The following is an 11,480-nucleotide window of genomic DNA, read 5'->3' as shown; positions in this document are numbered from 1 at the left end:
CGCAGCCGTCACCGCGTGAAGGCGTGCTACGGCAGCTTCGCGATCACCTTGATCTCCACGTCGAATCCGTAAAGCCAGGTCACCCCGATGCCGGTCAGCGTCGGGTACGGCGCCTCGCCCCAGTAATCGGGCACGATCGCCCAGACCCGTTCGAAGATCTTTTCGGGATTGACCAGGAACACGGTGACGTCGACCACGTCCTCGAATGTGCAGCCTGCGGCGCCGAGCACGGCGTTGAGGTTCTCGAACGCGCGCCGCACCTGGGCCTCGAGGTCGGGTTCGGGCGAGCCATCCTCGCGGCTGCCGACCTGGCCGGACACGAACAGGAAGCCATTGGAGCGGACCGCCGGCGAATAGCGGTTGCGCTCGTACAGCGCCTGGCGACCCGGCGGGAAAACGACGTCACGAGTTGCCATGAACCACCTCTGCCTTGGGCCGATACCGGCCCATCAAGAATGAAAGGCCACGGTAGACCGACAGGGGGCACCGGATAAACGCGGTCTGCTGCCCAACATTGTTTGTAGAATCCAAACAATCATCCTCCCCGTGGAAAGCAGATGGACCGGTTCGATGCGATGCAGGCCTTTGCCCGGGTCGTGGAAACGGGCAGCTTCACCAAGGCGGCCGAGACACTGCACATGAGCCGCACCACGGTCACGCAACTGGTGCAGCAACTGGAAGCGCGGCTGCGGGTGCGCCTGCTGAACCGCACCACCCGGCAGGTGAATGTCACCGCCGATGGCGCAGCCTACTACGCGCGGGTGATCCGCCTGCTGGCCGACATCGACGACGCTGAAACCAGCCTGTCGACCGCGGCGGCGGCGCCTCGCGGGCGCCTGCGGGTGGACGTGCCCGCCCCATTCGCGCGGCTGGTGCTGGTGCCGGCCCTGCCCGACTTCCTTGCCCGCTATCCAGAGATCCAGCTCGATCTGGGCGTCAGCGATCGCCACGTGGACCTGATCGATGAGAACGTGGACTGCGTGATCCGGGGTGGACGGATCACGGATCAATCGCTGGTCGCGCGCCATATCGGCGATCTGCCAGCCGGCATCTACGCCTCGCCCGCCTACCTGCAGCAAGCGGGCATCCCCGCGCATCCGCGGGACCTGGAGCGGACCCCGCATCGCGTAATCGGCTACCTGCGCTCGCGCAGTGGCACGGTTCTGCCTTACACCCTCCAGCGCGGCGAAGAACAGGTCATCGTGAAGGGACACCACCTGCTCGCGCTCGATGATGGCAATGCGTATCTCGCTGCGGGCGTGGCGGGCCTGGGCGCGCTGTGGCTCCCCGACTACATGGCCGCCCGCCATGTGGCCGCGGGCGAGCTGGTACGGCTGTTCCCGGAGTGGCGCATCGAGGTGATGCCGCTGCACCTGGCGTTCCCCCCGAACCGGCATGTCAGTGCCAAGCTGCGGGTGTTCATCGACTGGGTCGCGACGCTGGTGGAGCAGCACATGCCGCGCATGCGTCCGTAAGCGCGGGTGGCTGATGGCACTCGCCGTGCCCCCTGCTATCGGCCACGCGTTGGCGTCCGTGGTTCCTGCGCGACCGCACGATCACCCGGTGTCTTCTTCAGCGGTGCGATGACCAGTGTGTCGCCCCTGCAGACATCCACATCGCGGTAGACCACCCGTCGACGGTTGCGGAACGCGACACGAAGATCGAACCGGCAGCCTTCGTCGGCGAGGCGGACCGTAGTGCCGGCGCCCCCACCCGGCAGGGCGTCGATCGACCGCGGAACGAAGGCCTCGGTCCCGGCAGGCGCGACGTCCAGGGCCACGACACTGTCATGGGCCCGGTTGAGCAGGCCGAGGTAGCGTACCTCCGCGCCGTGCGCGGTACCGGCGAGCATCAGCGAAACGGTCAGGAAGGGGCGGATCAACGTCATGGCAGCGTCTCCAGTCGGGTGATGGACCCTTGCATCACACGCTCGCGCGCTCTGGCCGCCAACCGATCCGGGACGAATCGTCGCCACGACCAGGCCAATCGTAATGGGCCGTCATGGCGCTTCCCGCGCTCCCGCCGCCTGCCTAAGATGAGCGTCGCCAGAAACGCCTGGCCCGGAATCGACCATGTACATTCGCCTCGGCAGCACCCGGATCCGCTTGTCCCGCTACCTCGCCCTGTGGACGGTGGTGGCCGTGGTGTTCGCCCTGCAGACCTCGATCAACGCCGGCCTGCCGAACAGCCAACGACCTCTCTGGGATCTCCTGCGCTGGTCGCTGATCCAGTGGTACACCTGGGCTGCCCTGTCGCCCACGGTCTTCCGCCTCGCCGAGCGCTTTCCGGTACGCGGCAGCGGGCGCCTGCACGGGCTCGGCGCACAGGGGGTGGCCAGCGTCGGCATGACCTTCATCGCAATGATCGTGGGCGCGCTGGTCTCTACCCTGTTCGAGCCCAGCGGTTTCTTCGAGCAGCTTGGCTACTTCCTGGAGCAGCACTTCGCCATCGGGCTGCTGACCTACTGGACCCTGTTCGCGATCCAGCAGGCCCTTCACTTCCACGCCGAGAAAGCGCGCCGTGAACTGGAAGCCAGCCAGTTGGCCACCGAACTGGCGCAGTCGCGGTTGCGCTCGCTGAAATCCCAGCTGCAGCCGCACTTCCTGTTCAACACGCTGCACGCGATCATTACCCTGCTGGACGAGGACAAGGTTTCGGCCGAGGACATGCTGCTGCGCCTGAGCGAGCTGCTGCGCGCGTTCCTGGAGGACTACGACGGCCAGGAAATCAGCCTGCGCCAGGAGCTGGACCTGATCGAGCTGTACCTGGGCATCCAGCGCACCCGATTCAAGGACCGGCTGACCACCCGCACCTACATCGGCCCGGAGACGCTGGACTGCGCGGTGCCCAGCCTGATCCTGCAGCCGTTGGTGGAGAATGCCCTGCGCCATGGCATCGGCCAGCGCGTGGGTAACGACACCATCGAGATCGAGGCCCGGCGCGACGGCGATGCGCTGTGCATCGAGGTGCGCAACCGCAACAGCACTCTGTCGGTCGAGCCGGCCGCATCGGCCGGGCATGGCATCGGCATGTCCAACACACGCCTGCGTCTGATGGAACTGTACGGCGATGCCGCCGAGGTGAGGCTGGACATGATGTGGCCGGAAGGTGTGGTGTGCCGCATCCGGGTTCCGTTCCGGGAACTGGAGAGCGCCGACGATGCACCGGAATTCTTCCCGGGCACTGCGCCGGCATGAGCCTCACCGTTCTCGTGGTCGATGATGAGCCGATCGCGCGGCATGCGGTCATCCGGTTGCTGCGCGATGATCCTGAGCTTGAGATCGTCGGTGAATGCGGCGATGGCGTATCGGCGGTCAACGCCATCCGCAACCAGTCCCCGGACCTGGTCTTCCTGGACATCCAGATGCCGGCGATCACCGGCCTGGACGTGGTTGCCACCATCGGTGCCGAGCGGATGCCGGCCACCGTGTTCGTCACCGCCTACGAGCAGTACGCCGTGAAGGCCTTCGAAGCCAATGCCGTGGACTATCTGGTCAAACCGTTCAGCCGGGAGCGCTTCGCCGCCACCCTGCAGCGGGCCAAGGCGCGGCTGTCGGCGGCACGCGGGGTGGGCGCGCAGGCCTCGACGCAGATCCTGCAGGCGCTGGACGCATTGCGGCAACGTGACGCGTATCTGCAGCGCATCCCGGTGCGCGTGGAGGAGCATGTGGTGCTGGTGGCAGTGGACGACATCGTCTGGATCAAGGCCGCGCGCAACACGGTCGAGATCCACCTGGTCGACGGCGTGCATGAGCTGCGCGAGACCATGGCCACCCTCGCTGCCCGGTTGGACCCGCGGCACTTCGCCCGCGTGCACCGCTCGGCGATCGTCAATGTGCGCCGGGTCAAGGCGATCCATCCGTGGTTCAACGGCCACCACGTCGTGACCATGGACACCGGCCAGCAGCTGCGCATGAGCCGCTATCAGAACGAGGCGTTTCTCAAGCTGGTGTCCACACGCAGCGAATGAAGCTGCCGGGCATGGCCCGGCGGCCCGCCTCAGTCGGGCATCCGCTCGCCCGTGCGCAAGGTCAGCACCTCCACCCCGTCGGCGGTCACCAGCACGGTGTGCTCGGCCTGCGCCGAGAGCTTGCCGTCACGGGTGGTCACGGTCCAGCCGTCGTCGCTCATGTCGATGGCGGCACGGCCCTGGTTGATCATCGGCTCGATGGTGAAGGTCATGCCCTCCTCCAGTTCCAGCCCATCGCCGCGACGGCCGTAGTGCAGCACCTGCGGCTCTTCGTGCATCTGCTGGCCGATGCCATGGCCGCAGAATTCGCGCACCACGCTGTAGCCGTGGGCCTTGGCATGCTGCTGGATCGCGAAACCGATGTCGCCCAGCGTCGCGCCCGGGCGCACCACCCCGATCCCCTTCCACATCGCCTCGCGGGTCACCCGCACCAGCCGCTTGGCCGCGTAATCGACCTCACCGATCAGATAGGTCTTGCTGGAATCGGCGATGTACCCCCCCTTTTCCAGCGTGATGTCGAGATTGACGATGCTCCCGCTGCGCAGGATGGCATCGGCCGAGGGCACTCCATGGCAGACCACGTTGTCGATGGACGAATTGAGCACGTAGCCGAAGCCATACTGGCCCTTGCTCGCCGGGCGCGCCTGCAGCTCATCGACGATGAAGCGCTCGACCCAGTCGTTCACCTGCAGCGTGCTCATGCCTTCCAGCGGCAGCGTGTCCAGCGCTTCGAACACCTGGGCCAGCAGGCGCCCCGATACCCGCATCAGCGCCTGTTCTTCAGCGGTCTTGATCATGCTTCGGCCACCCGCAGTGCGCCGGGTTCAACCCCTGCGGCTCGCAGTTCACGGTTGACGATCTCCTGATAGGTCGAGCCGGGATTCATTTCGCACAGCATGCCGATCTTGATCCAGAAACCGGCCTGGGCATTGATCGAGCGGCCCGAGACGCCGCTGGCGCGGCGCAGGTTGTCGTGCAGTTCGTCGTCGATGTTCACGATGCCCATGGGCAACCCCTCTCATACGGTATATACACATCATATACGTTTCGTATAGCACTGTGCAGGCCCGCCCAGGGGTCGTCACCTGCCGTCTTCGCGCCACTGCGATGCTGGACGGTCGTGATCGCGCGGTCAGGGATCGATCAGGTCCAGGCCGGATCGGCGGTGAAATCGATGGTCAGCCAGAACTCACTGCCGCGCGCATCCAGGCGCTCGGCGATCTCATCACGCAGCCGGTCCACATTGCCGATGTTGCCGATCACCGTCTCCGGGTGGGTGAGGATGTGGATCTCCACGAATCGCATGCGGCCCATCTTGGCCACGTGGCTGGTGAAATCCAGATAGCCGTGCTCGGCGACGAAGTCCTTCATCACCGCCTGCACGCGCGCATCCAGCGTATCAGGCGCCACCTGCAGCACTTCGCGCATGGCCTTCCATGCACTGCGCAACGGTACGGGTAGTACCGCCACGCTGATCGCGGCCAGCACCAGCGGATCCAGATAGGGTATCCAGTGCGCATGCTCGCCATCGCGCAGCAACAGCGCGATCGCAAACGCCAGCACCACCGCCAGGCTCATCATGCCGCTGAGCAGCCAGGCCCGCACGTCCAGCCACAGCAGCGCCGAGTGCAGCTGCATCGCGCGGGTGCGCACGAAGGCCGCCATCGCCAGGTTGCTCACGCACAGCAGGGCCGCCCACAGCAGCGCAGGCCCGGCCTTGACCTCATGCCCGCCCGTGGTCAGCCCGATCACCGAGTTGGCCAGCGCATAGATGCAGGCCAGCGACAGGATCGCCCCGCCAAGCGCCTCCACCATCGGCTCCAGGTGCCAGTAGCCATACTGGAAGCGCGGGCTTTCTTCCCGCGCCACCAGCCGCAGTACCGACAGCGCCACCAGGGTCAGCGCCACGTCCACCAGGCTGTAGACGCCATCGAACAGGATGGCCTGCGATCCCACCAGCAGGCCACCGATGAAGCCGATGGCGCTGACCGCCATCGTCACCCCGATGGAGAATTTGAGGACCCGCTGCTCGCGTGCTGTATCCATCGCTGGCCGAGGGTCCTGCGCGCAGGCGTCAGACCTTCAGCACCTCCACCTTGTAGCTCGGCGCATCGCCGTCGGTGTCGATGATAAGCCCGTGCACATCCGACTCGAAGCCCGGGAAGCGCGCGTTCTGCTCACGGGCGATCCGCAGCGACTGGATGATCGGCTCATCGCTGGCGCCGAATCGCTCGCCCGGCATGATGGTCGGGATGCCCGGCGGGTACGGCACCAGCATGGTGCCGGCGATGCGGCCGCTGATCTGTTCGATGTCGACCCGTTCGATCTGGCCGCGGACCAGATGGTCATAGGCTTCGGCGGGCGTCATCACCGGCTCGGGCAGATCCACGTACATGGCGCGCATCACTTCGGCCACGCCGAACTCGCCGTTGAAGGCATGCAGCGCATCGCAGAGGTCACGCAGGCCCCACCCGGCGTAGGCGATCGGGAACTCGGCCGCCAGCTGCGGCAGTGCGCGGGTCAGCGGCGCATTGCTGTCGTAGAGCTCCTTGAAGGCCATCAGCTCGGTGACCAGGGTGCTCCACTTGCCCTTGGTGATGCCCATCGAGAACAGGAACAGCACCGAGTACAGGTTGGTCTTCTCCACCGTGATGCCGCGGGTCCACAGGAACTTGCTCAGCACTGCGGCCGGAATGCCGCGCTGGCCCATCTCGCCGTCCATCGAGAGCCCCGGCGTGAGCAGGGTCACCTTGATCGGGTCGATCAGCACGTAGTCGTCCACCAGGCCATCGAAGCCATGCCAGTGCGCGTCCGGCTGCAGGTACCACTCGCTGCGCTTGGCCACCATCGGGGCCGGCGCATCGCCCTTGGCCAGCGAACGTTCCAGCTTGTCCGGCTGCCACACGCTGAACCACCAGTCGTCGCGGCCCAGATCCTCACGCACATGCAGCATCGCGCGGCGGAAGGCAATCGCCTCGTCGTGCATCTCCTGCACGAGCGACTCGCCAGCGGCGCCTTCCATCATCTTGGAGGCCACATCGCACGCGGCGATCACGCCGTAATGCGGGCTGGTGGTGGTGTGCATCATGAAGGCTTCGTTGAAGCGTTCGGCATCCAGCGCCTGGGTCGCGGCGTTGCGCACGTGGATCATCGAGGCCTGCGAGAACGCGGCCAGCAGCTTGTGCGTGGAGTGCGTGGTGAAGATGATCGCATCCTGCTCGCGCGGCTTGCCCTTGGCCATGCCGTAATGGTTCTCATAGAACGGATGGAACGCGGCATAGGCATACCAGGCTTCGTCGAAATGCAGGAAATCGACCGCGCTGCCGATTTCCTCGGCGATCTTTTCGGCGTTGTAGCACAGCCCGTCATAGGTCGAATTGGTGACCACCGCGATGCGCGGCTTGGAGCCGGCCTTGTAGGCCTTGCTGGCCAGCGGGTTGGCGGCGATGGCCTGCTGCAGCGACTCGGGCGTGAACTGGTCCAGGCTGATCGGGCCAATGATGCCGTGCGCGTTGCGGCTGGGGGTGAAGTACACCGGGACGCCGCCGGTCATGATCAGCGCGTGCAGCAGCGACTTGTGGCAGTTGCGGTCGACGAAGACCACGTCGCCCCGCCCCACGGTCCCGTGCCAGACGATCTTGTTGGCGGTCGAGGTGCCATTGGTGACGAAGAAGGTGTGGTCGGCGCCGAAGTTGCGCGCCGCCTCGTTCTCGGCCTCCTTGATCGGGCCGGTGTGGTCGAGCAGCGAGCCCAGCTCCGGCACCGAGATCGACAGGTCGCTGCGCAGCGTGTTCTCGCCGTAGAACTGGTGGAACGCACGGCCTACCGGTGATTTGGTAAACGCCACGCCGCCGGCATGGCCAGGCGTGTGCCAGGAGTAATTGGACTCGGCGGTGTGGTGGATCAGGGCCTTGAAGAACGGTGGCAGCAGATTGGCCATGTAGTCTTCGGCCGCCCGCATCACCTGCCGCGAGATGAAGCTCTTGGTGTCTTCGAACAGGAAGATGTAGCCGTGCACGAACTTGAGCAGCTTGCTCGGCACCTTCTCGATGGTGCGGCGCTCGCCGTACAGGAACACCGGCAGGTTCGCGCGGCGCGCGGTCTGCTCGCGCAGGAAGCCCAGCAGGCGCTGGAACTGCTCCGGGTTCTCCTCGGTGCCGTCGATGGAGATCAGCACCGCCGAGGCGGCCACGTAGGTGCGCGCGCCGGCCTGGGCATCGGCCAGGGTCAGGCCGCACAGCACGCGCTGGTCATTCTTGCGCAGCTCGTCCACCAGCGCACGGATCAGGATGCCGCCGATGCGCGGGGATTCGTAGTCGTCGTCGATGACGATGATCGGGTAATCAAGGGACTTGAAGTACACAGGGATTCTCCTGGGGCAATATCACGAAAGCGTCGTGCGGACGGCGGCGTCGAGCGCGGGCAGCTGGCCGCGCTGGCGGCGGCGCTCCTCGCTGAAGAACGGGTAGAACACCGTGATGAACAGCACGAACAGGAAGGCGTACTGCACGATGTTGCCGGCCGACCCGAAGATCGCCCACAGGCAGTACACAACGGTGACGCTGGTCAGCAGCCAGAACGCGCCGGTGTGCACCAGCGTGTGCGAGCGCTCGACCACGAAGTAGCAGGCCACGCAGGAGTAGATGTACGGCAGCAGGGTCAGCACCACCGCCGCCGAGGTGATCACATCGAACTGGGCCGAGGCGGTCTTGGAGGTGGAGGTGACCAGCACCGCCAGGGTCATCAGCACCGCCACGATCAGCACGCCCTTGACCGGTACGTCGTCCTTGTTGGTCTTGCTGAAGATGCTCGGGAACAGGCCGTCATCGGAGGCCGCCTTGGCACTCTGCGCGGTCAGCAGGATCCAGCCACCAAGCGAGCCGGCCGCGCCCACGAAGGCGCACAGGCTCACCAGCGCCCCGCCCCAGCCACCGACCGCATTGGCCGCGGCCAGCGCGAACGGCGCATCGGAGACCTGCAGGTCGCCATTGGGCACCATGCCCATGATCACCGAGGAGCTGGCGATGTAGGCGATCGCAGCCAGGAACACGCCGCCCAGCGTCGCGCGCGCCACGTTCTTCTCCGGGTTCTCGACCACGCCGGCAGTCACCGAGGCCGATTCCACGCCGATGAAGGCCCACAGGGTTAACGCGGCGGCACTGGAGATCGCGCCGAAGTTGGACTCCCCGGAAACGTTGTACGCCCCCTTGAAGATGGTCGGGTCGAAGAAGAACCAGCCGAAGATCGCGATGCCCAGGATCGGCACCAGCGCAAAGCTGGTGGTCACCGTCTGCAGCTTGCTCACGAACGAGGGGCCGATCACGTTGGCGAAGCTCAACGCCCAGACCAGCGCCAGCACCGCGATGCAGCGCGGCAACGGCTCGGACAGGATCGGGAAGAAGTAGCTGAAGTAGCCGACTGCCGCGATCGGGATGGCGACGTTGCCGATCCAGTTGGCGAACCAGTAGATGGTGTTGGTCTGGAAACCCATGTAGGGGCCGAACCAGTCCCTGGCGTAGGCATAGGGACCACCGGCCTTGGGCGCCAGCTTGCCGAGCTTGGCAAACACGAAGGCCAGCAGCAGCGCGCCGGCGGTGGTGATCAGCCAACCCCAGATCGAGGCCGTGCCGATCTTGGCCAGGCTGGAGGGCAACAGGAACACCCCCGACCCCATCATGTTGCCGGCCACCAGGAAGGTGGCACCGACCACCCCGATCTTCTTCGCTTTTGCCATGACGCTTGCTCCTTTGCCAGGCAGGGACCCGGTCATGCCGGGCGTTGGGAGTTACTTGATAAAGTTGTATTGCAGGCTGCCCTGCAGCCGCATCGTGTCGCCGCGTTGTCCACTCTGCTGTTCCAGCTGCCCGTAGAGCAGCTCCATGCCCATCGTCCAGGACGGGGCCGGGCTCCAGAGCAGGTTGAAGACGCCGTAGCGGCTCTGGCGGAACGCATCGGCGGCCAGCGCATCGTTGCGTCCACTGGTGAGCTGGCCGTAGATCAGGTTCGAGCGCCACAGCGGCGACCAGTAATGGGTGTAACCAACGAAGCCGCCATACAGCGACAACGCCTGCAGCCGCCCGTCTGTGGTCACCACCGCGTCCATGCCCGAACCGGTCAGGTCGGCCGTATAACGGGCCAGGCCCTTGCCGCCGAGCATGCCGAACAACAGCAGGTCCTGTTCGCCCACCGCGGCCGAGCCGCTGAGCTGCAGGCCACCCGCAAAGCGCCGGCCATCGCCGGCATTGCCGTCGTACCCCAGGCTGCGTGCGACCGCACCCAGCTGCAGATGGCCCCAGTCACGCTCCATGCGCGCGGTTACGGTGACGTCCGGCAGCTGGTCCACCGGCATGATCCCCTCGGCGGGGTTGCTCAACTGGGTATCCGGATCCTCGGCCGCCACGGTCAGGGTGTTCCCCTTGCCCATTGCGAAGCTGTGGTGGATGCCGGCCACGAGCAGGTACCCCGCCCCACCCGGCCCGGCGAAATCCAGGGTGTCGGGCAGGCTGTCGGCATCCATGAACGTGGAATAGCCATAACCGGCGTAGGTATTGCCCAGTTGCCCGTAGGCATGGCGCAGACGGAACTGATAACTGTCGCTGCTGCCGAAGAAGTCGTTTTCCAGATAGAAGCGCAGGTTGCCATGCGTGGTCGGGCGCCGCGCTTCGAAGCTGAAGCGGGTCTGCTTGGCATGCAGCGTGAAGTTGGAGACATCCCCGTGCGCACTGCCGACCGGAATCGACGAGGTGACGAACTGTTCCTGGTCACCGGCTGCGCGCGAATCGGCGATCGCGTCGAGCTTGGCGTAGCCGCCGATGCGGATCAGCGTATCGGTATTGGGGATCGCGAAGAAGCCTTTCAGTTCGGGATCGGTCGGCCCGGCGGCGCTGTCCGGGCGGGAGGCGGCGCTGGAGGGATCGGCAACGGAATCGCGTTGCGGCAGAATCGCCTGGCCCATGCCCGGCACCTGGGCCTGGGCCGTCAGGGGCGCTGGCAAGGGGGCGGGCGTGACGCCCGTACCGGAGGCAGTCGCCGTCGTGATGGCCGGCGAGGCAGGTGGAGGCTGCCCGGATTCAATCGCCTGCAGTCGTTTCTCCATCTGCTCCAGCGTCTGCCGCAGCGTCTGGATATCCTGCCGCAACGCGGCGGCCGAATCCTGCGCGTACACCGGCGCCGCAGCGAGTGCTGCCGCGCATGCGACCGTCAATACAGACAAACGCATCACGTCCTCCTTGAACCGTACACAGTTCCACGTGTCGATTCCGGCAGGCGTCCATGACGCTGCAGGCAACCGGCACGCAGCCCGGCACTGCAATGCGCGCGACCTCCGCCTGCGCGTGGTCCGGTGGCGGTCAAGCCGGCGGACGCATCGCGTGCGTGGGTACGCTCGCACGGGATCCCCTCATCCCTGATGACAGCCACGCATGTGCGTGTCAGCCAGCGCCCTGAGTAACAATCGCAAAGTGAGAATGCCGTGAATGTTGTCAGGCAGTTTTCTGACTGGGCAGTCGCA

Annotated in this window: 11 protein-coding genes; 3 read left to right on the top strand and 8 right to left on the bottom strand. The window is 65.9% G+C overall.

The annotated features are described in order from the left end of the window. Window positions 1-26: 26 nt before the first annotated feature. Window positions 27-416 carry a RidA family protein gene (locus POS15_RS05690; RefSeq protein WP_019185037.1) on the bottom strand — a complete coding sequence of 130 codons (390 nt, stop codon included), beginning with the start codon at window positions 414-416 and terminating at the stop codon, window positions 27-29. 141 nt (window positions 417-557) lie between these two features. Here POS15_RS05690 and POS15_RS05685 point away from each other — a divergent pair, with 141 nt between their 5' ends. Then, window positions 558-1,475: a LysR family transcriptional regulator gene (locus tag POS15_RS05685; RefSeq protein ID WP_019185036.1), complete on the top strand. Its 918-nt coding sequence runs from the start codon at window positions 558-560 to the stop codon at window positions 1,473-1,475. Between the two features lie 35 nt (window positions 1,476-1,510). Here the strand turns inward: POS15_RS05685 and POS15_RS05680 are convergent, their stop codons facing one another. Beyond that, window positions 1,511-1,888, bottom strand: coding sequence for a hypothetical protein (locus tag POS15_RS05680; protein ID WP_019185035.1), 378 nt, complete (start codon window positions 1,886-1,888; stop codon window positions 1,511-1,513). Between the two features lie 184 nt (window positions 1,889-2,072). Here POS15_RS05680 and POS15_RS05675 point away from each other — a divergent pair, with 184 nt between their 5' ends. Together POS15_RS05675 and POS15_RS05670 are read left to right on the top strand one after the other, a co-directional pair. Further along, the gene (locus POS15_RS05675; protein ID WP_046272551.1) at window positions 2,073-3,197 is read left to right on the top strand and encodes a histidine kinase; all 1,125 of its coding nucleotides are present in this window, start codon (window positions 2,073-2,075) and stop codon (window positions 3,195-3,197) included. Continuing rightward, window positions 3,194-3,970 carry a response regulator gene (locus POS15_RS05670; RefSeq protein ID WP_019185033.1) on the top strand — a complete coding sequence of 259 codons (777 nt, stop codon included), beginning with the start codon at window positions 3,194-3,196 and terminating at the stop codon, window positions 3,968-3,970. Before POS15_RS05675 ends, POS15_RS05670 begins: the two co-directional genes overlap by 4 nt. A 29-nt stretch (window positions 3,971-3,999) precedes the next feature. Here the strand turns inward: POS15_RS05670 and map are convergent, their stop codons facing one another. The 6 genes from map to POS15_RS05640 all read right to left on the bottom strand — a co-directional run bounded on the left by map (window position 4,000) and on the right by POS15_RS05640 (window position 11,189). Beyond that, complete coding sequence (gene map / locus POS15_RS05665) at window positions 4,000-4,767, bottom strand: type I methionyl aminopeptidase (protein WP_019185032.1); 768 nt, start codon at window positions 4,765-4,767, stop codon at window positions 4,000-4,002. Beyond that, window positions 4,764-4,976, bottom strand: a complete 213-nt coding sequence (locus POS15_RS05660; RefSeq protein ID WP_019185031.1) for a ParD-like family protein — start codon at window positions 4,974-4,976, stop codon at window positions 4,764-4,766. Before POS15_RS05660 ends, map begins: the two co-directional genes overlap by 4 nt. 137 nt (window positions 4,977-5,113) lie before the next feature. Beyond that, window positions 5,114-6,016, bottom strand: a complete 903-nt coding sequence (locus tag POS15_RS05655; RefSeq protein WP_019185030.1) for a cation diffusion facilitator family transporter — start codon at window positions 6,014-6,016, stop codon at window positions 5,114-5,116. Window positions 6,017-6,044: 28 nt separating this feature from the next. After that, the gene (locus POS15_RS05650) at window positions 6,045-8,333 is read right to left on the bottom strand and encodes an Orn/Lys/Arg decarboxylase N-terminal domain-containing protein (RefSeq protein ID WP_046272549.1); all 2,289 of its coding nucleotides are present in this window, start codon (window positions 8,331-8,333) and stop codon (window positions 6,045-6,047) included. A gap of 21 nt (window positions 8,334-8,354) precedes the next feature. After that, window positions 8,355-9,704: an arginine/agmatine antiporter gene (adiC, locus tag POS15_RS05645; RefSeq protein ID WP_019185028.1), complete on the bottom strand. Its 1,350-nt coding sequence runs from the start codon at window positions 9,702-9,704 to the stop codon at window positions 8,355-8,357. A 51-nt stretch (window positions 9,705-9,755) separates the two neighbouring features. After that, on the bottom strand, window positions 9,756-11,189 hold the full coding sequence (locus tag POS15_RS05640; RefSeq protein ID WP_019185027.1) for a DcaP family trimeric outer membrane transporter: 1,434 nt from the start codon (window positions 11,187-11,189) through the stop codon (window positions 9,756-9,758). Between the last annotated feature and the right edge of the window lie 291 nt (window positions 11,190-11,480).

It is taken from the genome of Stenotrophomonas sp. BIO128-Bstrain (assembly GCF_030128875.1).
GTDB lineage: Bacteria > Pseudomonadota > Gammaproteobacteria > Xanthomonadales > Xanthomonadaceae > Stenotrophomonas > Stenotrophomonas bentonitica_A.
Note: the sequence above shows the minus strand (reverse complement) of the source record. Positions and strands in the feature narration are given on the sequence as shown.

Coding starts and splice junctions, on each gene's coding strand:
- POS15_RS05670 (WP_019185033.1), top strand. CDS start 3,194: ATGAGCCTCACCGTTCTCGTGGTCGATGATGAGCCGATCGCGCGGCAT.
- POS15_RS05655 (WP_019185030.1), bottom strand. CDS start 6,016: ATGGATACAGCACGCGAGCAGCGGGTCCTCAAATTCTCCATCGGGGTG.
- POS15_RS05640 (WP_019185027.1), bottom strand. CDS start 11,189: ATGCGTTTGTCTGTATTGACGGTCGCATGCGCGGCAGCACTCGCTGCG.
- POS15_RS05690 (WP_019185037.1), bottom strand. CDS start 416: ATGGCAACTCGTGACGTCGTTTTCCCGCCGGGTCGCCAGGCGCTGTAC.
- POS15_RS05660 (WP_019185031.1), bottom strand. CDS start 4,976: ATGGGCATCGTGAACATCGACGACGAACTGCACGACAACCTGCGCCGC.
- adiC (WP_019185028.1), bottom strand. CDS start 9,704: ATGGCAAAAGCGAAGAAGATCGGGGTGGTCGGTGCCACCTTCCTGGTG.
- map (WP_019185032.1), bottom strand. CDS start 4,767: ATGATCAAGACCGCTGAAGAACAGGCGCTGATGCGGGTATCGGGGCGC.
- POS15_RS05675 (WP_046272551.1), top strand. CDS start 2,073: ATGTACATTCGCCTCGGCAGCACCCGGATCCGCTTGTCCCGCTACCTC.
- POS15_RS05680 (WP_019185035.1), bottom strand. CDS start 1,888: ATGACGTTGATCCGCCCCTTCCTGACCGTTTCGCTGATGCTCGCCGGT.
- POS15_RS05685 (WP_019185036.1), top strand. CDS start 558: ATGGACCGGTTCGATGCGATGCAGGCCTTTGCCCGGGTCGTGGAAACG.